Source organism: Spirosoma lacussanchae (assembly GCF_005870035.1).
In the GTDB taxonomy this organism is placed as follows: Bacteria; Bacteroidota; Bacteroidia; order Cytophagales; family Spirosomataceae; genus Spirosoma; species Spirosoma lacussanchae.
In genome coordinates this window covers 20,431-42,059 of the sequence record NZ_SWJG01000007.1, presented here as the reverse complement: position 1 = coordinate 42,059, position 21,629 = coordinate 20,431, and the positions used below count along the sequence as shown (strand labels likewise).

19 protein-coding genes are annotated in these 21,629 nt (G+C 55.1%); 11 read left to right on the top strand and 8 right to left on the bottom strand.

Features of this window, described 5'->3' with window-relative positions; all coding sequences use genetic code 11:
* Position 1 precedes the first annotated feature (1 nt).
* Positions 2-439, top strand: a complete 438-nt coding sequence (locus FBR45_RS20780; protein ID WP_138505890.1) for an energy transducer TonB — start codon at positions 2-4, stop codon at positions 437-439.
* A 31-nt stretch (positions 440-470) separates the two neighbouring features.
* Here FBR45_RS20780 and FBR45_RS20775 read toward each other — a convergent pair whose 3' ends face one another.
* The 3 genes from FBR45_RS20775 to FBR45_RS20765 all read right to left on the bottom strand — a co-directional run bounded on the left by FBR45_RS20775 (position 471) and on the right by FBR45_RS20765 (position 3,332).
* The gene (locus FBR45_RS20775; protein WP_077922396.1) at positions 471-1,397 is read right to left on the bottom strand and encodes an AraC family transcriptional regulator; all 927 of its coding nucleotides are present in this window, start codon (positions 1,395-1,397) and stop codon (positions 471-473) included.
* Between the two features lie 172 nt (positions 1,398-1,569).
* Positions 1,570-2,739: an acyl-CoA dehydrogenase gene (locus FBR45_RS20770; protein ID WP_138505888.1), complete on the bottom strand. Its 1,170-nt coding sequence runs from the start codon at positions 2,737-2,739 to the stop codon at positions 1,570-1,572.
* A gap of 92 nt (positions 2,740-2,831) precedes the next feature.
* A complete protein-coding gene (locus FBR45_RS20765; protein WP_138505886.1) occupies positions 2,832-3,332 on the bottom strand; it encodes a MaoC family dehydratase in 501 nt (166 codons plus the stop codon).
* A 73-nt stretch (positions 3,333-3,405) separates the two neighbouring features.
* On the opposite strand from FBR45_RS20765, the gene FBR45_RS20760 reads away from it, so the two are divergent.
* A complete protein-coding gene (locus tag FBR45_RS20760) occupies positions 3,406-4,206 on the top strand; it encodes an alpha/beta hydrolase (protein WP_138505884.1) in 801 nt (266 codons plus the stop codon).
* A gap of 163 nt (positions 4,207-4,369) precedes the next feature.
* On the opposite strand, the gene FBR45_RS20755 is transcribed toward FBR45_RS20760, so the two are convergent.
* Positions 4,370-5,041, bottom strand: a complete 672-nt coding sequence (locus FBR45_RS20755) for a TVP38/TMEM64 family protein (RefSeq protein WP_138505882.1) — start codon at positions 5,039-5,041, stop codon at positions 4,370-4,372.
* Positions 5,042-5,111: 70 nt separating this feature from the next.
* Here FBR45_RS20755 and FBR45_RS20750 point away from each other — a divergent pair, with 70 nt between their 5' ends.
* Positions 5,112-6,251, top strand: coding sequence for a cystathionine gamma-synthase (locus FBR45_RS20750; RefSeq protein ID WP_138505881.1), 1,140 nt, complete (start codon positions 5,112-5,114; stop codon positions 6,249-6,251).
* 55 nt (positions 6,252-6,306) lie between these two features.
* Positions 6,307-8,979, top strand: a complete 2,673-nt coding sequence (locus tag FBR45_RS20745) for a PQQ-dependent sugar dehydrogenase (RefSeq protein WP_138505879.1) — start codon at positions 6,307-6,309, stop codon at positions 8,977-8,979.
* Here the strand turns inward: FBR45_RS20745 and FBR45_RS20740 are convergent.
* Positions 8,976-11,378, bottom strand: coding sequence for a TonB-dependent receptor (locus FBR45_RS20740; RefSeq protein WP_138505877.1), 2,403 nt, complete (start codon positions 11,376-11,378; stop codon positions 8,976-8,978). The two genes, FBR45_RS20745 and FBR45_RS20740, sit on opposite strands and share 4 nt — an antisense overlap.
* A gap of 274 nt (positions 11,379-11,652) precedes the next feature.
* On the opposite strand from FBR45_RS20740, the gene FBR45_RS20735 reads away from it, so the two are divergent.
* The 5 genes from FBR45_RS20735 to serS all read left to right on the top strand — a co-directional run bounded on the left by FBR45_RS20735 (position 11,653) and on the right by serS (position 16,100).
* Complete coding sequence (locus FBR45_RS20735; protein WP_246082326.1) at positions 11,653-11,880, top strand: DUF4926 domain-containing protein; 228 nt, start codon at positions 11,653-11,655, stop codon at positions 11,878-11,880.
* Positions 11,881-11,947: 67 nt separating this feature from the next.
* Positions 11,948-12,643, top strand: a complete 696-nt coding sequence (locus tag FBR45_RS20730) for a tetratricopeptide repeat protein (RefSeq protein WP_138505873.1) — start codon at positions 11,948-11,950, stop codon at positions 12,641-12,643.
* A 121-nt stretch (positions 12,644-12,764) separates the two neighbouring features.
* Entirely contained in the window at positions 12,765-13,265 is a 501-nt protein-coding gene (ribH, locus tag FBR45_RS20725) for a 6,7-dimethyl-8-ribityllumazine synthase (RefSeq protein WP_077922406.1), read from the top strand.
* Between the two features lie 106 nt (positions 13,266-13,371).
* Entirely contained in the window at positions 13,372-14,709 is a 1,338-nt protein-coding gene (locus FBR45_RS20720) for an aspartate kinase (protein ID WP_138505871.1), read from the top strand.
* A 119-nt stretch (positions 14,710-14,828) separates the two neighbouring features.
* Complete coding sequence (serS, locus tag FBR45_RS20715) at positions 14,829-16,100, top strand: serine--tRNA ligase (protein ID WP_138505869.1); 1,272 nt, start codon at positions 14,829-14,831, stop codon at positions 16,098-16,100.
* Positions 16,101-16,483: 383 nt separating this feature from the next.
* Here serS and FBR45_RS20710 read toward each other — a convergent pair whose 3' ends face one another.
* Together FBR45_RS20710 and FBR45_RS20705 are read right to left on the bottom strand one after the other, a co-directional pair.
* Entirely contained in the window at positions 16,484-16,759 is a 276-nt protein-coding gene (locus tag FBR45_RS20710; protein WP_138505867.1) for a hypothetical protein, read from the bottom strand.
* 78 nt (positions 16,760-16,837) lie between these two features.
* Entirely contained in the window at positions 16,838-18,115 is a 1,278-nt protein-coding gene (locus tag FBR45_RS20705; protein ID WP_077922410.1) for a DUF349 domain-containing protein, read from the bottom strand.
* Positions 18,116-18,189: 74 nt separating this feature from the next.
* On the opposite strand from FBR45_RS20705, the gene ettA reads away from it, so the two are divergent.
* Positions 18,190-19,857, top strand: coding sequence for an energy-dependent translational throttle protein EttA (ettA, locus tag FBR45_RS20700; RefSeq protein WP_138505865.1), 1,668 nt, complete (start codon positions 18,190-18,192; stop codon positions 19,855-19,857).
* Between the two features lie 289 nt (positions 19,858-20,146).
* On the opposite strand, the gene FBR45_RS20685 is transcribed toward ettA, so the two are convergent.
* On the bottom strand, positions 20,147-20,764 hold the full coding sequence (locus tag FBR45_RS20685) for a Uma2 family endonuclease (RefSeq protein ID WP_138505863.1): 618 nt from the start codon (positions 20,762-20,764) through the stop codon (positions 20,147-20,149).
* A 41-nt stretch (positions 20,765-20,805) separates the two neighbouring features.
* Between FBR45_RS20685 and FBR45_RS20680 the strand changes: the two genes are divergently transcribed.
* Entirely contained in the window at positions 20,806-21,627 is an 822-nt protein-coding gene (locus tag FBR45_RS20680) for an aminotransferase class IV (protein ID WP_138505861.1), read from the top strand.
* The last annotated feature ends 2 nt before the right edge of the window (positions 21,628-21,629 follow it).

Below are 21,629 nucleotides of genomic sequence, written 5' to 3'. Positions count from 1 at the left end.
TATGAAAGCCATTCTGAAAGCTACGCTGTGTCTGCTGGGCACCGTTGTTTTGAGCCAGTTACCCATGCCTACAGCCCGGGCGCAACAGTCCGCCGGGAAGGTATATACCGTGGCCGAACGCCAGCCCGAATTTCCGGGTGGTAAAGCCGCTCTCAGCCGTTATCTGGCTACGAACATCAAGTTTCCGAGCTCGCTGATGCGGCAAAACGCCGACACGGGGCCCGTAGCAGCCAAGTTTATCGTCGACGTTGATGGTTCGGTCCACGATGTACGGATTACGACCAAGCCGCTTACCCGAGAGAATAAGAAAGGCATGCAGGAGTTCATGGCATCTATTGTTACGGCCGTCGAAAAAATGCCCCGCTGGCGCCCCGGCGAAGTGGGTGGCCGACCGGTGGCGGTTTTTTATACCCTGCCCATTGAGGTAAACATGCAATAAAAAAGGCGGGCTTTGCGGCCCGCCTTTTTTGTTATACGTTCATTAGCGACTCCCGCCGGCGCATTTTACCGGCCGGAATCCCGAACATCATCTTGAACCGGCGGCAGAAGTAAGCCGTATCTTTGTAGCCGACCTCGGCACCGATGGCCCGAATGCTCTTCTTGCTGGTCCGGAGCAGGCCTACCGCCGACTCCATGCGCTGGTATTCGATATAATCCTGCGGGTTAATTCCCGTAAGCATCTTGAAGTATTGACCAACGTAATCTTCTGACACGTTAGCTACGTTAGCGAGGACCTTGTTCGACAGGTCGCCACCGAGGTTATCCTTGATGTAGGCAAAGATATCGATCAGGCGGGGGTCCTTGAAGTAGGTGCTATTGGTAACCAGCTGCTCAACGAACAGGCGGTTCTTGAGGATGTACCGAACCACTTCGATTACGATCTCCTCCGTCTTTATCTTGATGATCCGTCCCTTGCCGGCCAGATCGGTCATGTCTTCGGCCAGAATCTGGTTGATCGTGTTGGCCAGGTGGTCTTCGCGTTTGATGATGAACGGCGGTACGTCGAGCGAGTTGAAGAAGTTGACCGAGTCAAACACTTTCGCTTCGAACGACACGTAGCCGAACGAGTTGGGCAGATGCCCGATCAGCTTGGGATCATGGTTCCCTTCGAAGTACATCTCCCGATGGGTCATGAACTCTTCGTTCGATACCGATTTGGGATTCGACGGATCGCCGTAGGTGACGGTGACGTGTTTTCCTCCCGGAATAAACAGCATATCCCCAGCTTCGACCTTTGTCTTCTCATCGCCAATGCACACATCACCATTGTATAAAATCAATAGTGTGTTCTCAACATCATAAAAATTCTTGATGGTGATGGGCTGTAAAATCCGGATGTTGCGGGCCTTGATAAACTTTACGCCCAGCGACTCGATAATTTTATTATAGTCTTCCATAGTTGAAAGGGGGGTGCGTGCCGATCCTTATTTCGCGTAAATTTGCACAAAACTAATAATTTGTACAAAACTAATACAAGTATAAAAGTTTCCGGATGATAAAAAAAAAATGCGTATTCGATATGAACACGCATTTTAAGTACGGAATAATTCTATTTAACCGGCCGAAAAGCTACCGGATGAGCTCCCGGGCAATCACTAATTTTTGGATTTCCGATGTACCCTCGTAGATCTGCGTGATTTTAGCGTCGCGCATGAGCCGTTCAACGTGAAACTCTTTCACATAGCCGTAGCCCCCGTGAATCTGTACGGCTTCGGTAGTGGCCCACATCGCCACATCAGAGGCAAACAGCTTGGCCATCGCAGCGGCCTGAACGTAATCTTTACGCTCGTCCTTGAGCCGAGCGGCTTTGTAAACCAGCAGCCGGGCTGCTTCAATTTTCGTGGCCATCTCAGCGAGTTTAAACTGAATAGCCTGATGATCAAATATTTGCTTGCCAAATGCCCGACGCTCCTGACTGTATTTGAGGGCCAGTTCATAAGCCCCTGCCGCAATACCCAGTGCCTGAGCCGCAATACCGATCCGACCGCCGTTGAGGGTTGACATGGCAAATTTAAAGCCGAAGCCATCTTCGCCGATCCGGTCTTCCTTGGGCACTTTTACGTCGGTGAACAGCAGCGAGTGCGTATCAGACGCCCGGATGCCCATTTTATCTTCTTTCTTACCGACTACGAAGCCCGGCGTTCCTTTCTCCACGATGAGGCAGTTGATGCCTTTATGTTTCTTTTCGCGGTCGGTCTGGGCAATTACCAGGCAGATGCCGGACGAGTTACCGTTGGTGATCCAGTTCTTCGTACCGTTCAGCAAATAATAATCGCCCTTATCCTCGGCGGTTGTCTGCTGGGAGGTAGCATCGGAGCCAGCTTCGGGTTCCGACAGGCAGAACGCGCCAACGGTTTCGCCGGATGTGAGTCGGGTCAGATACTTCTGTTTCTGCTCTTCGGTGCCGTAAGCTTCGAGGCCATAGCAGACCAGTGAGTTGTTGACCGAAACGATAACCGAGGCCGATGCATCGACTTTGGACAGTTCTTCCATCGCGATCACGTACGAGACCGTATCCATGCCGCCCCCGCCGTAATCGGGCGAAGCCATCATACCCAAAAAGCCCAGCTCGCCCATGCGCCGGATCAGCTCGATCGGAAATTTCTGCTCGTTGTCGCGCTCGATGACGCCCGGCAGCAATTCACTCTGGGCGAAATCGCGGGCGGCTTCCTGTACGGCAAGGTGTTCTTCCGTTAAATTAAAATTCAATCCCTGTAACTCCAGCATTGCCGTTGCCATCTGAATTGTGCGTTTCGTGTTTGTTGATTTTGATGTAAAGGTATATAATTTGCCGTACAAGTAGTATGCTTGCATACTACTCTACAACTTTACTACGCTACCAGTAACGTAATCAGTTCTGCCACACAGGCGGGTTTATGCGCTCCTTCTACTTCAAAAACACATTCTACGATGGCTCGAACGGCGGTGGCTGCCGGTCCTTCTTCGGGGTTTGGATTCGTTTGCGTGCTTCGCTGATCGGGTTCGGCGTGGTGAAGCCAGGCTTTCATACGCAGCCGACTCCCAACCGGAACGGCATTGGTAAACCGGATCTTGTTAGCCCCGTAGTTGATGCCCATTTTCACCGACTCGACCCGATAGATTTCGGCCATCAGTTTCGGCGCCAGCGAAAGCGTCAGAAAACCGTGGGCAATGGAGGTTTTGTATGGCGATTCGCGAGCCGCCCGCTCAGGGTCGGTATGAATCCACTGCTGATCGCCGGTAGCCCGGGCAAACTGGTCGACCATATCCTGGGTAACGGTCATGTACTCGGTTTCGCCGAGCGACTGGCCGGCATGGGCCGAAAATTCATCGAGGTTGGCAAATAAGCGCATAAGAAATGAGGCTAATGACTGGTTAGTTAGTGAACGGATACCCTTTGTGGTATCATCCGTTACCTTTGTAGGTATGCCCCACGCTACCCGCATCCAGTTTTTCGACGTACAGGACACTCGAATCGCGTTTCGGGTGTTTGGCAGCGGCCCGGCGGTCCTGCTCGCGTTTCACGGGTTTGGGCAAAGTAGTGTCGTTTTTGAGCACCTGCAACGGGCCATTGGCAGCCGTTTCACGGTGTTTGCAATCGATTTGTTTTTACACGGGCAAAGCCTGCATACCGGCAACCCACTACTAACCAAAACCAGTTGGCAAAAGTTACTCGACGCGTTTCTGGAAACGCACGGTATCGAGCGGTTTTCGCTGATGGGGTTTAGCCTGGGCGGGCGGTTTGCTCTGGCCACCACCGAAGCCTTTGCCAGCCGGGTCGATGAGCTACTACTGATTGCGCCCGACGGCATTACCCGCAGTTTCTGGTATCAGCTGGCCACCAGCACCCGCGCCGGTCGTGCCCTGTTCCGCTACATGCTCCACCATTTGCCTATCCTGACCGATGTGGGCCATGCGCTGGTGCAGCTCGGCCTTCTGAACCGCACGGCCATGCGGTTTGCCGAACTGTCGCTCAGTACGCCCGCGCAGCGCGACCTGGTATACCGGAGCTGGACCCAGTTTCGGCTCATCAGTCCCCGGATTCCGGCCATCGCGCAGTTGCTCAACACGCATCCGGTGCGGGTTCGGTTGTTTGCGGGGGCGTTTGATCGGATCGTACCGGGTCGCTATCTGCTCCCTCTCTCCGACCGGCTTCACCGGTTTGAGCTAACCGTTTTCCGAACCGGCCATAACCACCTCATCGAGCTAACCGCCGAGCGGGTGTAACGAACCGCATTCCGTTGACCGCTGCGCCCGGTCGTTCAGCAACCTGCTGCCTGCTGGGTAAGTTGATTATTGCATCATCGTAGTCCGGGACGCGTAGTCCGGGACGCGTAGCAACACCATCCAGACGAAACACGGTGAGTGAAGGGATGAATGCGGGCCAGGCTTAGGCCAGCGCCCGGCGCAGGACTTGCCAGAGGCCAGCGATCGAGACCAGGATCAGTGCGGCAATGACGACCTCTCCCCAGAGGCTTTGATTCGGGTTGTCGAGCAGGGCCCGGATTTCGTGGGCTTCACGGCCCGACCAGACGGCCAGCAGCGTTCGGGGCGTCATGCCCAGAAAACCGCCCAGCAAAATGTTCCGGAGCCGGGCCCCCGACAAGGCAAAAAGCAGATTGGTCAGCCCGAACGGAAGAATGGGCGATAACTTGGCGAAGAAAATTACTTCCAGCTCTTTGTCCAGAATACGATCCAGCACCGACTGCGCTTTGGGATTTCGGCGCAGAAACCGGATGAACCGGTCATGGTCGATCCAGTGAACGAGCTGGTTGATGAACAGAATACCGCCCAGGTTGACTATAAAAATAGGCAATACCGCCTGCCAACCCAGAAAATAACCGAACAGCAGCGCCAGCATGGTTGGTGGCGTAAGCGCAGCCGATGTAATCGAAAAAAGCAGTGTAAGCCCCGCCCACTGCCAGGCGGTCAGACCGGCGATGTAGGATTCATACACAACGGCATAATAACTAAGCACCGACGTAAACACGATGGGCGTTACCGACATCAGCACCCCGGCCAGGGCTGGACCGGTGATTTTTTGGAGGATGGCTTGTTTCACTATACAGGGTTAACGACCAGGGGGTAGGTTTTGTGTACAACCGACCTAAAGTCTGTGTTACCTTCGTCCTATGAACTTCGCAACCAAAGCCATACATGCCGGTATTGAGCCGGACCCGACCACGGGCGCTATCATGACGCCCATCTACCAGACGTCAACCTATGTGCAGGAGTCGCCCGGTAAACACAAAGGCTACGAATACGCCCGTACCCAGAACCCCACCCGAACGGTGCTGCAAAATAACCTCGCAGCTCTCGAAAACGGCAAACACGGCATCTGTTATGCCTCGGGCCTGGGCGCTACCGACGCCATCCTGAAGCTGTTCCGTCCCGGCGATGAAATCATTGCCAGCAACGACCTCTACGGCGGCACGTACCGCATCATGGTGCGGGTGTACCAGGAGTTCGGGCTCAAGTTCTCGTTCGTCAACCTGGCCGACCCCGCAGCCCTCGAAGCGGCTATTACACCCGCCACCAAAATGGTGTGGATCGAAACACCAACCAACCCGCTGCTGCGCCTGGTCGATATTACCGCCATTGCGGCCCTGACCCGGGCGCGTGGCATCCGGCTGGTGGTCGACAATACATTTGCGTCGCCCTATCTGCAAAACCCGCTCGATCTGGGTGCCGATATCGTGGTGCACTCCGTCACCAAATACCTCGGCGGCCACTCCGATACGGTTATGGGTGCTATTATTCTCAACGACGACGACACGGCTCAGCAACTGGCGTTTATTCAGAATGCGTGTGGAGCGGTGCCGGGTCCGCAGGATTGCTTCCTGGTGCTGCGTGGCATCAAAACCCTGCACGTACGGATGCAGCGCCACTGCGAAAATGCCCAGCGCGTGGCCGAATACCTGCAGCAGCACCCGAAAGTCAGCCGCGTCCACTACCCCGGCCTGCCCGACCACCCCGGCCATGAGCTGGCCAAACGGCAGATGCGCGGCTTTGGCGGTATGCTTTCGTTCGAGCTGGCGGGCGACCGGATGGATGAGGCTGTTCACGTCATGGAGAGTTTCGGGGTCTTTTCGCTGGGCGAATCGCTGGGGGGCGTGGAGTCGCTATGTACGCATCCGGCCAGCATGACCCATGCCAGTATCCCGAAAGAAGAGCGCGAAAAAAATGGGCTGAAAGACACGCTTATTCGACTAAGCGTCGGCATAGAAGACGTTGACGATCTGATTCAGGATCTGGCGCAGGCCATTGGTTAGCAATTATATAGACTTAATGCGTACTTTAGATGCCTGATTATGATTCGTTCATTTGATGCTACTCCGTCTACTTGTACTCATTCTAGCCTGCATTACGTTAACATCGGCGTCAGCCCAGCTACCAGCTGGCTTTGTTCAACGGCAGATCGGTCGTAACCTAAACCCAACCACGCTCACCTTTTCGCCCGACGGGCGGCTGTTCGTTGTTGAAAAAGACGGCCGGATTCGGGAAGTCATCGCCGATGCGCTGGCTCCTGATCCATACATCACCATTCCCAACGTCGACATCACCAACGAGCGCGGCCTGTCGGGCCTGTGCTTTCATCCCGACTTTCCGCGAACGCCGTTTATCTACGTCTATTACACGGTAAAAGACCAGGATCGGAATCGACTCAGCCGATTCCGGGCCAACGGGGTCGTGGCCGATCCGAAAAGCGAAACCATACTACTCGAGTTCGACAAGCTGGCTGGCACCATCCACAACGCGGGCGTACTGCGGTTTGGCCCCGACCGGAAGCTCTACGTGGCCACCGGCGAAGGCTCCAACGCACCCATGGCCCAGAGTATGAGTAGCCTGCTGGGCAAAGTACTCCGGCTGAACGACGACGGCAGCATCCCGGCCGACAATCCGTTCGTGGGCCAGACAACCGGCTCGTACCGGGCCATTTACGCCCTCGGCTTCCGGAATCCGTTCTCGATGGATATCGATCCGGTATCGGGACGGATAATCGTGGGCGATGTGGGGGGCGATGCGTTTGAAGAACTCAACGACGTCAGGGCGGGGCGAAACTACGGCTGGCCCCTGGTCGAAGGGCGCCGGACCAATCAGGAAGCCCCCGCCAACTATAGCGATCCGCTCTACGCCTACGGCCATGATCCCGCCTGCGCAGTAACCGGGGTAGCGGTGTATAACCCGCCTACGATCCGGTTTCCGGCCGAGTACCGCAGCCGCGTCTTTTTTGCCGACTATTGCGCTGGCTCGATTCAGACCCTCGACCCCGAAACAGGTCGGCTGATCGGTACATTTACCACCGGCATTGACCGGCCCATTGCGCTGGCAACCAGCCCCGACGGCTATCTGTACTACCTGGCCCGGGCCGGCATTGGCGGAGGTACGCAGCAGGACAATACCGCTACGGGCAATGGCACGCTGCACAAAATATCGTTTTTCGACTCGGGCCTGCCTTATATCACCCGCCAGTCGGCCAACGCCTTCGTGGCCGTTGGCGAAACGGTCGCCTTTGAGGTCAGCGCCGTTGGGCAGAAGCCCCTCACCTATCAGTGGTACCGCAACGGCAAGATCCTGCCCGGCGCCACGCAGGACAAATACACTATATCCAGCCCTACACTGGCCGACGATGGCGCTACGTTTCGCTGCGTCGTTACCAACGGACTGGGCACCGACACCTCGGAGCAGATGTCGTTACGGGTGGTTCAGGGACAGCGGCCGATCGCTCAGATCCGGGTTCCTGCAACCAACGCCACCTACAAAGCGGGCGATGTGATTGCCTTCGCGGGCAGTGCATTGACGGCCAGCCAACAGCCGCTCGCCAACGCGAAACTGACCTGGTGGATCAACTTTCACCATGAAGATCACGTTCACCCCGCCCTCGACCCCGTAACGGGCCCCTCCAATGGCATTTACCGCGTACCCCGCGTGGGGGAAACCTCTACCGATGTCTGGTATCGTATTCACCTGCGCGTAACGGACGTGTCTGGCCTGACCAGCGAAACATCGGTCGACGTGAAACCCGAACTGGCTACCGTTACCATTGCCAGCAGCCTGAGCGCCGTCCCGTTTTATCTGGATGGGTCGCCCCGTGAATCGGGCTACGCCTTTGAGGCTGTAGTCGGAACGCTGCGTAGCCTGGATACCAAACCGTACCGGGCCACCCCGACCGGGCTTTTCCGGTTCACGGGCTGGAGTACCGGGCAGTCAGCCACGGCGATTTCGTTCGAGGTTCCCGATGGTAATTCCCGAATTACCATGAACTACCAGGCGCTGGCCGTACCGGGCGGAAACGGGCTACGGGGCGAATATTTCCGCAACAGTACCGACGTGACGGGCACACCCGCCTTTGTTCGTATCGACGATAAGGTCGATTTCGACTGGGGCGACAACCCGGTCTCGCCCACGCTTGGGAATAACAACTTTACCGTTCGCTGGATGGGGAAAGTACTGACTCCACTAACTGGCACCTATACTTTCCATACTGAAACCGACGATGGCGTACGGCTTTGGGTAAACAACAAGCTGCTCATCGACAAATGGGACGTTCAGCCCAACACCGAATGGACAGGTCAGATTGAGCTGATGGCGGGGCAGCAGTACGACATTCGTATGGACTACCTCGAAAACGAAGGGGTGGCCAACGCCCGGCTGATGTGGAGTTCGGCCCAGTTCGACAGGGCTGTGATCGGCAAGCCTTATCTCTTCAGCGCGCCCATCATAACCGCCAGCCAGCCCGAAACTGACGGAGCACTGACCGTTTTCCCGTCACCCGCCCGTGAGCAGGTTACGGTTCGGTATGTAGCGCTGAAGTCCGGAACAGCCCAACTTGATGTGATAGACCTGCTGGGCCGCCAAACCTACACCCGCCCCGTTCGCGTCGTGAGCGGCCCGAACGACTACCAGATTCCGGTAGGCGACTGGCCAGCGGGTTTGTACCAGATTGCGGTTCATCCCACTGGCCAGCCAGCTACGTACCGGCGGTTACTGGTGCGCTAGAAACGAACCCGAATACCAGCCAGAAAATTACGGCCAGCCTGCGGATAGTACCCATTCTCGGCCACTACACGCCCTTCCGACACGTAGGCGTAGGTATAGCCGTTCGACTCATACAGCTCGTTGAGCACATTGTTGAGCAGCAGCGTAAACGCAATTTCCTGCGCGAACTTCGGCTTCAGGGTATAGATGAACCGGATGTCGTTCGTAAAGTACGGGTTCAGACTCCGGCTCTCGGTCGAGGTATTGTCCAGATACTGCTTCCCGACGTATTTCGACAGCAGACTCAACTCCAGTCGTTTGGCGGGCGTGAACATCAGCTGCGAGCCGGCAATCACGGCAGGCGAGAACGAAATATCGGTTTCGCCGTAGCGGTTGGCAACCTGTTCGCCCGTGTCGTAGTTGTCGAGGTACTCGGTAAAGCCTTTCACGCGGTTGCGGCTAAAGGTGGCGTTTACATTCCAGCGCAGGTTTTTGGCCAGTTGCGTACCGGCTTCCAGCTCAATACCCGCGCGGTAACTTACCGGTATGTTGACCCGGTTGTAGGCCCCCACATCGTTTAGCTGCCCCGACAGCACCAGTTGATCGCGGTAGTTCATGTAGTAGGCATTGGCCGTAAACGCCAGCCGCTGCGTTTGCCATTTGTACCCCGCTTCGTAATCGATCAGGCGTTCGGCGCGGGGCCGGCTGGCGGGTGTTGACTGGGTATAATCGTCGCGGTTGGGTTCGCGGTGGCCCACGCCCACCGATGCGTACAGCGTGCTCCGGTCGTTGATCGTGTAGGTCAGCCCGCCTTTGGGGTTGAAAAACGTCAGGCGATCGTCCTGCTGTACGTTTTCCAGCTGGTTGTTGAAGCCCAGAAATGAGTACGATACCGTACGAACCTGCATGTCCAGAAAACCGTTGAGCCGGTTGCTGAGCTGGTAAAACGCCTTCGCATAGAGGTTGACGTCGTTTTTAGTGGCGTCGTTATCGTAATACCGGTCGCGGATGTTGGTAGCCCCCGCTACCCGTGCCCAGATGATTTCGCCGAAATGCTTCCCCTCGTACTGGTTCCAGCCGCCACCGATGTTGGCTGTCAGCTTCCCGAAACTGTTATAATCGAGCGAGAAAACGGTGCCGTAGAAGTCGTTGTCGAGCCAGCGCCGGCGAATGAAATCGGTTGTTGTGATGGTCGAGTCGCCGATAACCACGTTGGGCAGTCCGTAGTCGCTGAAGTCTTCGCCGTCGCGGTACTGTTCGTAGTAGCCACGTCCTTTTGTGTAGAAAAACGACAGGTTGGCGCGCCAGTTGCGGCTCAGCTCGTGCGAGCTGATGAGCTGGTAGTTATCCTGCTGGTAGTTGTCAGTTTCGTTGTCGTAAGTATAGGGATTGTAGGTCCGGTTGGTTTTGAGCAAACTCTCCGGCACCCCACCCCACGACTGGTAGGTTTGCTCCTGACCCGAGAAGATGTTCAGCCGTACAAAGCTTTTCTTCGAATAGTAACCACCCGACAGGTAAAACGAGCGCAGATCCGAAAACGCCCGATCCACATACCCGTCCGAGTAGATGCGTGACAGCCGGGCATCGAGTACAAAGTGGCCCGGGGTCGCGCCCGCCTTGAGCAGGCCCGTTCCGGCCAGTACGTTTACTTTTCGCGTGCCGAATGAGCCGCCCGAGATATTGGTCTCGGCATACGGATTTTTCTCGAGCGAATTGGTCTGGATGTTCACCGATGCCCCAAACGCCCCGGCCCCGTTGGTCGACGTACCCACCCCGCGCTGGATCTGGATGCTACTCACCGACGAGGCAAAGTCGGGCATGTTGACGAAGAAGGTACCCTGCGATTCGGCGTCGTTATACGGTATGCCGTTGAGCGTCACGTTTACCCGCGTTGCGTCAGACCCGCGAATCCGGATACCCGTATACCCAACGCCAGCACCCGCGTCGGAAGTCGTGACAATGGATGGGGTGAAGTTGAGCAGCTGCGGAATATCCTGCCCCAGGTTGAGTTTGTTCAGCTCCCGGCGCGTCACGTCCGTATAGGCAATGGCCGACTTCTGATTGGCCCGGGTAGCGCTGACCACGACCTCATCGACTGCGATGGCTGCTTTCCGAAGGGCGACCGTTACGGTAGCGTTCTGGCTGAGGTCCAGCACCTGGGTCTGGGTTTCGTAGCCCAGCAGCGAAATCCGTAGGGTGGCCGGGCCAGGTTTGAGGTTGGTGAGTCGAAAGGCTCCCGACGCATCGGCAAACGTGCCGGTATAGGTACCTTCGATGGTCAGAGCCGCACCGGGCAGCGGTCCGCCCTCTGCATCGTTGACCGTACCGGAAATAGAAACCTGAGCCCAGGCGGGCAGGCTGACCAGCCACAGCAGAGCCGCGAGAGTACTGGTGAGATAGGAGGTCGTCTGTTTTTTCATAGCGAAAAAGCGACGATAGGCAAAGGGGCCGAACCTACCTGTAGTGAGGTTGTATGTGTTAAGTTGAAGTCAGGCCCGACTAGCCAGCCTGGTGTTACCATCCCTTCGCAGCATTACCTGCGCAGGTTCAATGGGTATAATCTCAGCCCGTTGTTTTAGGGCACCCCTTAGAAGATTAGCACCGGCAAAGTTAGAACTATTTCTATAAAACAAGCAGCCCAATCTGTCGTTTCACTCTCAGAACCATGCCTGTACTGATATGACTGAGTTTGATTTGATAGTTTTACAAGAAGATATACCTGGTAAGCGACTGAAAGCGGGCGACATAGGTACAATTGTAACGGTCTATGGCGAAAGCAAAGCGTTTGAGGTTGAATTTGTAACCTTAACCGGCGAATCAGTGGCTGTAGAGACTTTGTTACCGCATCAGATTCGGCCCGTTCGGGCGTCTGAAATCATGAGCGTACGCGACACGGCCAATCAGGTAGCCCTGAATTCGTAAACTTTTGAGCATTATCCTTTTCCGTAACCACAATTACTTCTAATTTTGCAATCCAAATTGCAAAAGCATGAGCAAAAAGAATCCCGGATTGGACTTTTTAGAAGACCCGGACGCATTAGAAGGCAAATTAGAGGAAGTGGGCGACTTCGTTCAGCAGAATCGTACGATCGTGCTGGGCGTGGTTGGGGTGGTTGTTGCCTTGATTGTCGGTTTCTTCGGCTATCGGTACTACCAGAGCAGCCAGGATGAAACCGCTCAGGTTGAACTGTTCCCCTCGGTCTACCAGTTTGAAGCTGATTCGCTGAACAAAGCTCTCAATGGCGATGGTAAAACGCCGGGGCTGCTGGCCGTTGCCGACAACTATGGCTCAACCAAAGCTGGTGATCTGGCTAGTTTCTACGCCGGTGTGGCTCTTCTGAAGCAAGGCAAATATGACGCGGCTATCGAGCGGCTGAACGATTTCAGCTCGTCTGACCTGCTGGTTCAGGCCCGCGCTTATGCCCTCATTGGCGACGCTTACATGGAGAAGAAAAGCTATGACGAGGCCGCCGATCATTATCGGAAAGCTGCTGACTACAAGCCGAACAAATTCTTCACGGCGGGTTATCTGCTGAAACTGGCCGTAGCCTATGAGCAGGCCAAACAGAACGATAAAGCCATCGAGGTGTATAACGAAATTATTGACAAGTACGCACAGTCTGCCGAGGCCGTTAGTGCCAAGAAGTATAAATCCGTGCTCGAAGCAGCGGTCGGCGAGTCATAAGCGTATCTGAATCAATCAATACTGCCAGGGACAAAGCCGAATCGGATTTGTCCCTTTTTTATTAGCCCCCATTTCTTCATCCGATTTTCATTCAGCCGTGGCCTGCCGGGCCACCTAATCCATGTCTTCAGCCGATAAAAACCTGAGCGTATTCGCCACCTCTGAACTGCCGGATGTAAGCCACCGGCGGTTTGCTATCCTGGTAGCCGAGTGGAACACCGAGGTGACCGAAGCCCTCTACAAAGGCGCCTACCAGACGCTGCTCCAGTACGGCGCCAAAGCCGAAAACATTGTACGCGGCAACGTGCCAGGTAGCTACGAACTGACGCTGGGCGCGCAGTGGTTTGCCCTCCGCGACGATATTGATGCCGTTATTGCCCTGGGTTGCGTCATTCAGGGCGAAACCAAACACAATGACTACATCAACCACGCCGTTGCCCAGGGCCTGACCACCGTGAGCCTGAAAACGAGCAAGCCGGTCATCTTTGGCGTACTGACGCCCAACGATCAGCAACAAGCCCTCGACCGGGCGGGTGGTAAACACGGTAACAAAGGCGACGAAGCCGCCATCACCGCCATCAAAATGCTCGGCCTCCAAAAGCAAGTGTACACCAAGTTTTAATTGAGCGATTCATGATTGAGTGATTGTGCGATTTCTCTGCCCGGGAATTTAGCCTTACCCCCACTCAATCACTCCGTCACTAATTCACTAATCCCTGAACAAACAAATGCACGTCTGGAAATTCGGCGGGACGTCGGTGGGGAAGCCCGACCGTATGCAATCGATCCGCCACCTGATCACCGCTGACGATACCCGAAAAATCGTCGTTCTGTCGGCTCTGTCCGGTTCTACCAACGCCCTGCTGGCCATCGGCGAATCGCTCAAGGCGAACAACGACACCGAAGCCAACGCTCAGATTGACACGCTCAAACAGCATTATGATGCGTTTGTGGGCGAGTTGTACAAGACCGAAGCCGGTCGGGCCGCCGGGCAGCAGGTGATCGAGACGGAGTTTTCGTTTATCCGGTCGTTGACGCGCATCAAACCGTTTACGCTGAAGCAGGAAAAAGAGCTGGTGGCCGAAGGTGAGCTGTTGAGTACGCAGCTGTTTCAGGCTTACCTGGACGAAGAAGGCGTAGCCTCGACCTTACTGCCCGCCCTCGAATTCATGCGCATCGACGCCGACAACGAGCCCGAAATTCAGTATACCGAGCAGCGCCTGGCCGACATGCTGCCCGCTCATGCCGATAAACAGATCATCGTTACGCAGGGGTTCATCTGCCGAAACCCACGGGGCGAAGTCGATAACCTAAAACGTGGGGGTTCCGACTATACCGCGTCGTTGATCGGGGGGGCTATCCGTGCCGAAGAGATTCAGATCTGGACCGACATTGACGGGATGCACAACAACGACCCGCGTATCGTCAAGAACACCTTCCCGGTTCGGGAGCTAACCTTCGACGAAGCCGCCGAGCTGGCCTATTTCGGGGCTAAAATTCTGCACCCGTCTACCATCACGCCAGCCCGGATGTTCGGCGTGCCGGTCCGGCTGAAGAATACCATGGACCCAGCGGCCCCCGGTACCCTTATTGCCGACCGGGCCGATGGAGCCGCTCAGCAGCAGGTCTTCAAGGCTATTGCGGCCAAAGATGGTATCACGGCGCTGTACATCCACTCGACCCGTATGCTCAACGCCTACGGCTTCCTGCGCCGGATTTTCGAGATCTTCGAGAAGTACAAAACGCCCGTCGACATGCTGGCGACTTCCGAAGTATCGGTATCGGTCACGATCGATAATACGGATCGGATTGATGAGATCAAGGCCGAGCTAAGCACCTTCTGCGACCTGGAAGAGCCTGATTACGACCAGACTATCATCTGTATTGTTGGTAACTTCAGCGCCGACAACGAAGGCGTAGCGGTTCGGGTGTTTAACGCGATGCAGAACATTCCTATCCGGATGATCTCCTACGGCGGCACCGAAAGTAATCTGTCGATGCTGGTGCATGGCCGCTACAAAGCCCAGGCCCTCAACGCCCTAAACGAAGGGTTATTCTCAGTATAGGTATCCCCGGACCAGTTGCCCAACGATTGGTTGAGGGTGCGTACTGACCCGCGATACTATAAAAAACTCAACCGATCTTGCAGAGATCGGTTGAGTTTGCACCAGACTAACACGAACCAATGCTTCAACTCACCTTCATCCGCGAAAACAAGGACCTGACCCTGGCAGGCCTGCGCAAGCGTCACTTTACCAATGCCGACGCCATCATTGAGCAGGTGCTGAGCCTGGATCAGAAACGGCGGGATACCCAGCGCGATCTCGACGATACGCTGGCCCGGTCGAATGCCAAAGCCAAAGAAATCGGGGCGCTCATGAAAACGGGCGACAAAGCGGCTGCCGACGCGGCCAAAGCCGAAACGGCTGAACTGAAAGTACGCTCTAAAGATCTGGAGGAGGTTTTACGGACGGCCGAACAGCAGCTACAGGAAGTGCTGGTTACCATTCCGAACATTCCCCACAGCAGCGTTCCCGAAGGCCGCACCCCCGACGATAACGAGGTCGTGCTCGAGCATGGCAATAAGCCCGACCTGCCTGCCGATGCGCAGCCCCACTGGGAGTTGGTCAGGAAGTACGATATCATTGACTTCGAACTGGGCGTCAAGATTGCCGGGGCAGGTTTCCCGGTTTACAAGGGAAAAGGTGCCCGTATTCAGCGGGCGCTGATTAACTTCTTCCTCGACGAAGCACTGAAAGCGGGCTATGTAGAAGTTCAGCCCCCCATTGTAGTTAACGAAGACTCGGGCTTCGGTACGGGGCAGCTACCCGACAAGGAAGGGCAGATGTACTACGTTACTGAAGATAAGCTGTATCTGATTCCGACGGCCGAAGTGCCGATCACCAATCTCTACCGCGATGTTATTCTGCCCGAGAGCCAGCTACCGGTTCGGAACGTAGGGTATACGCCCTGTTTCCGGCGCGAAGCGGGGTCATGGGGCGCTCACGTGCGGGGCCTGAATCGCCTGCACCAGTTCGACAAAGTAGAGATTGTCCGGATCGAACGGCCCGACCAGTCGTATGCCGCCCTGGAAGAGATGAGCCTGCACGTACAGTCACTGCTTCAGAAGCTCGAACTGCCCTACCGGGTTCTCCGGCTCTGCGGGGGCGATATGGGCTTTACGTCGGCGCTCACGTATGATATGGAAGTGTGGTCGGCAGCTCAGCAGCGGTGGCTGGAGGTCAGTTCGGTTTCTAACTTCGAAACCTATCAGGCTAACCGGCTCAAGCTTCGCTCCAAACTGGATGGCAAAATGCAGCTGATGCACACCCTGAACGGGTCGGCGCTGGCGCTACCCCGTATTCTGGCTTCGATTCTGGAGAACAACCAGACTCCCGACGGCATCCGGATTCCGCAGGCGCTGGTACCGTATTGCGGTTTTGACGTGATCGACTAAATAGCCCCCGTTCCGAACGACTACCCATCCCCGGCATCAATGTCGGGGATTTTTTATGGGGGGAATGATGCGTTGGTTGGGAATGGTCACCCGGCCTTTGTGCTGGGGGTAACGCGCGGAGGGAATTCAGAACACACCGGCATGAATGCCGGCGCTAGTCATGAACCTAACTCCATGCAGAAATTCGCCCAACACCACCAATGAATAGCCCCGGCCTTTGTGCTGGGGGTAACGCGCGGAAGGAATTCAGAACACACTGGCATGAATGCCGACGCTAGTCATGAACCTAACTCCATGCAGAAATTCGCCCAACACCACCAATGAATAGCCCTGGCATTCATGCCAGGGCAACGCGCGGAGCAAACTATCACATATCAGGGCTCTTAACAGCTACACGAGTAATCGTCGTAGCCCGGGTACCTGGGGGATAGATGTCCATCAATGCGAATAACGCGGTCGAGCGGAATTTGCTCGCCGGTAGCCAGTTCAAGGTGATCGTTACCATCGATCGGCACGATGGCTTTGGTCATGGCATCGGTGCGGATAAATTCGCGGAGTTCGGTGAAGTAGTCGAGCCGAACAAATTTGTTGAGCGGGATCAACGCCCGAAAGTCAGCGTCGGTCAGCGTAGTGTCGGATTGATTCAGTATCGTTTCCATACCCTTACAACAATACACCTAAACGAAACGTGCCCCGTCAAATGGCGGGGCACGTTTCGTTCAAACACGTGTCATCAATCAATAACCAACGGATTCCAGCTGCTTCTGAAACTCCTTTAGAATAGTCTCCTTCATGGCAATCTTGCGTTTCTGGGTATTAATCTTGTTGAGCACCTGCTTGTCGGCGTCGTTGTTCGGGTCGAGTCCGTCGGCATCCTGAAGCGCGAATTGCAGATCGCTCTTTTCGCGTTTGATCAGGTATTCCATCTCCCGAATCTTGGTCCGGATCTGTTCGGCCTGGCTCTTGAGTTCAAAAGCCGGGTACTTGCGGGCCAGCACTCGCCCCAGATAGCTCAGCTCAAAGATTTTGTCGCAGGCCGCCCGGAAGCGTTCGTTCAGAACTTTATCCTGCATTTTAAACGGCACCCGAATTTCTTTCCAGCTATTGAGGAGCACCTTAGCCCGCTCAGCAGCGGCAAAAATATCGCTCTGCTTCGACAGCTTCTCGGCTTCGTCGGCCATTTTCATCTGGGCCTCGATGCGGGGGTCTATCTTCTTTTCGATCACAATGCCCTTCGCGTCGTTATACTTCGCGTAGAACATGGTCGTTGCCTTCTTAAACTGCTTGTACAGCTTTCCGCTCTTCTTGATCGGCACCTCTCCTACCTGTTTCCAGGCATTGTTGAGCCGTCGTACTTCCTGGAAAGCCGCATCCAGATCGCCCAGGCGGTTGGCCCGGAACGCCAGCCGGATCAGCTCGTCGTACTTATCGAGCCGCTCCTGAATGATCTTGTTCTGTTCGTTGAAGAACTCGCGCCGACGGGTAAAGAACCCATCGAGCAGCGCCTGAAACTGGGCTTCGATATCGGCATCGACGGCTTTGTCGACCGGACCGGTTTTGATCCATTTGGTTTTTATTTCCTGCAGGGCATCGGCCGTTGGGCGCCAGTCGGTGCTGTCAACGATGGCTTCGGCTTCGGCAATCAGCGCCCGTTTAATCTCCAGGTTTTTGAGCTGATTAACCGTAATCAATCCGTTCAGAATCTCCTCCTGCGCGTCGAGCCGGTCGAGCAGGGGCGGAAAATCGCCGAGCGCATCGAAATTGATCAGTTTTTTTCGAAGCTGAACCAGTTTTGTCAGGTACGACCCTTTGTTCTGAGCCTCTTCAATGTCTTTTTCTAACTGACTGACTTTGTTCTCAGCAATGATGAAGCGATTCTTGAAATAATCGAGCGCTTCCTGCTCGGTTCGTTTGACTTCGCCGATCTGGCGGTCTTCGTAATTCAGGTAGCCTTTTAAAAATACCTTTCCGTCTTTGACGTAACCGTATTCATCTACCAGTGAAGCGTTTTCCATTCCTATGCTTGGTTAAGGCTGCGCTGTGGGTTAATTTTGAGAGTAATTGCCAACCACAAATCTATTAGAAATTAATGAGTCAGGAAACCATAATATTCTCTATGGCGGGCGTGAGTAAAAATATTCCGCCCAACCGACAAATCCTAAAGAACATATACCTTTCCTTTTTTTACGGCGCTAAAATCGGTGTTTTGGGGCTAAACGGATCGGGTAAATCCACCTTGCTGCGCATCATTGCGGGCATCGATAAGAGCTATACCGGCGAGGTTGTTTTCTCGCCCGGCTATTCGGTTGGCATGCTCGAACAGGAGCCCAAATTCACCCCCGGCAAGACCGTGTTGGAGGCCGTTCAGGAAGGCGTTCAGGAAGTCGTAGACCTGCTCAAAGAGTTCGACGAAATCAACGAAGCCTTCGGCGACCCGGATGCCGACTTCGATGTGCTGATGGCCCGCCAGGCCGAAGTACAGGAAAAACTGGACCACCACGAAGCCTGGGAACTGGACCAGCGGCTCGAGCGGGCCATGGACGCCCTGCGGTGCCCCCCGCCCGATGCATTGATCGACAACCTGTCGGGTGGTGAAAAACGGCGGGTAGCGCTCTGTCGCCTGCTGCTGCAACAGCCCGACGTGCTGCTACTCGACGAGCCGACCAACCACCTCGACGCCGAGTCGGTGCTCTGGCTCGAGGAACACCTGCGCCAGTATAAAGGAACGGTCATTGCCGTAACCCACGATCGGTATTTCCTCGACAATGTGGCGGGCTGGATTCTTGAACTCGACCGGGGCGAAGGCATCCCCTGGAAAGGTAACTATTCGTCGTGGCTCGATCAGAAACAACAGCGGTTAGCGAAAGAAGAAAAGTCGGAGTCGAAACGGCAAAAAACGCTGCAACGCGAACTGGAGTGGGTACGTATGGCCCCCAAAGCGCGTCAGGCCAAGTCGAAAGCGCGACTCGGCGCTTACGAGCGACTGCTGGATGAAGACAACCGCCAAAAAGAAGAACGGCTCGAAATCTTTATTCCATCGGGTCCGCGGCTGGGCGCCAAAGTGATCGAAGCCGAAGAGGTAGCCAAAGCCTATGGCGACCGGCTGCTGTTCGAGCACCTCGGCTTCCGGCTTCCCCAGGGCGGTATTGTCGGTATCATCGGGCCCAACGGCGCGGGAAAAACCACCCTGTTCAAACTTATTACGGGCCGCGAAAAACCCGATGCCGGCAGCTTCGATGTGGGCGAAACCGTAAAAGTAGCCTACGTTGATCAGGAGCATGACGGCCTCGATCCCAATAAGACCGTTTATGAAACCATATCGGGCGGGAACGAATGGATTATGCTGGGTGGTAAACAAAGCAACGCCCGCGCTTACGTGAGCCGCTTCAATTTTGCCGGCGCCGATCAGGAAAAGAAGATTGGTACCCTGTCGGGTGGCGAACGAAACCGCGTTCACCTGGCCATGATTCTGAAAGAAGGCGCGAACCTACTGCTGCTCGATGAGCCGACCAACGACCTCGACGTCAACACGTTGCGGGCGCTGGAAGAAGGCCTCGAAAACTTTGCCGGCTGCGCCGTAGTCATCAGCCACGACCGCTGGTTTCTGGACCGGATTGCCACCCACATTCTGGCCTTCGAGGGCGACTCGCAGGTATACTGGTTTGAGGGTAACTTCTCAGAATACGAAGAAAACCGGCGGAAGCGGCTTGGCACCGAAGCCACACCAACCCGCATCAAGTACAAGAAACTGGCGTAAGCGGCAGTCACGCCCGTCATTTCGGTTAGCACCCTAAAGGCGTTCTGGGAGAAACACCCAGACGCCGAAGGGACACTTCGGGCCTAGCACAGCGAGCTAAAAAAAGCAAGCAAAGAGTGGCCATCAGACCACTACAAACAGAATCTGATTATCAGGATTGGATTGATACACTGATTGACTGCCCTGATGACAGCGAACAGGCTGACGAGCTGGGTGTATTGTCTATTTTGGTGGAAAACTTATTATTCCTATGACAATAAAAGTTGTTGTAACATAGCTAAATCTGTGTTTACACAATCACCCCTTTCGACCGCAGTAAGAGGTTCAATTCAAACGCACAACCCGGCAGTATCTCAACAGCATCGTCCCAGTTGGTTAGTATCCAGCGCTCGTTGGGTTGTGCAATGAGGGTTCGGCGGGTTTTGGTCAGTATCCAGATCACTTTCTGCACACCAAAATCGAGCAGTTTTTGCGTTTTATCGTATACATATTCGGTTTCGCTGACGTTGTTCGGAAGATCAATTTTTACGTCAACTTCAATAACAAGGCGGGGCGGAACCGAAAAATATTTATCGTCCAAAGGCGTCGGTAAACTGGCCTGATCGAAAACGGCAATGTCGTTAGAGAGGTTATTGCCCGGTGCCAGGTGAAGACCCGGCTCGTTGGTCGCAATCAGGTAGTCATCGAACGGTAAGTATTTGTACAGAATATGAATTAGTAAAGAAACAACTGCCGATTGCAGTGCACTGGCCCCCATAACTTCTTCTGTAGTTTTTTGACGCGACAGTACGGCCCGGTAGCCCCGATAATAGTAGGGCACACCGTTTATTTCTTCGTAAATCAGCGAAGCAGGGACCTTGCGGTCAGTCAACGAATTACGAGCCGTTGTCCGGGGTGTTACGCTCATTTGCCGTACTTTTGGTTTCTGGTAAAGATAATTGATTTCTTATGCATTACGGCTACTTCAACGGCACCGTTGCCCCCACCGATCAGCTCGCCATTGGCGTCACCGACCTCAGCCTGCTGCGCGGCTACGGCCTCTTCGACTATTTTCTGACGTATAACGGGCGGCCCTTCCAGTGGGACTGGTACTGGGAGCGTTTTCAGAACTCGGCCAGCCGGATGCACCTGCCGCTACCGCTCTGCAAAGAAGAAACCTATGCCGTCGTGATGAACCTGATCGAGCGTAACGGCGGTGCCGACGTGGCGGTGCGTTTCGTGATGACAGGCGGTTACTCGGCCGATAGCATTTCCATCGAACAACCCAACCTGCTGATCTTGACAGAAGCCATTCATCCCGTGCCGCCGGTGCAGTATGAGCAGGGGATCAAAGTCATTCTGGACGAGTACGTGCGGGAGATGGCCGAGGTGAAAAGTACCGACTACAAGCGCGTGATTCTGATGGCTGAAGCTATTCGGGCCGCGGGGGCGTCGGATTTGCTTTACCAGAAAGGGGGCGAAATCAGCGAACTGAGCCGAAGCAATTTCTTTCTGGTCAAAGGTGAAAAGATTATTACGCCAAACCGGCATATTCTGCACGGCATCACCCGCCGAACCGTTATCGGCATCGCACAGGCCGATTTCAGGGTCGAAGAGCGCCCGGTGCTGCTGTCAGAACTCTACGATGCCGAAGAAGCCTTTACGACCAGCTCCACCAAAAAGGTACTGCCCATTACCCAGATCGGCGACCTCACCATTGGCGATGGCAAGGTCGGCCCGAAGAGTAAATTTCTGCTCGAACGCTTCGATGAGCTGATTGCGGGCTGGTAAGC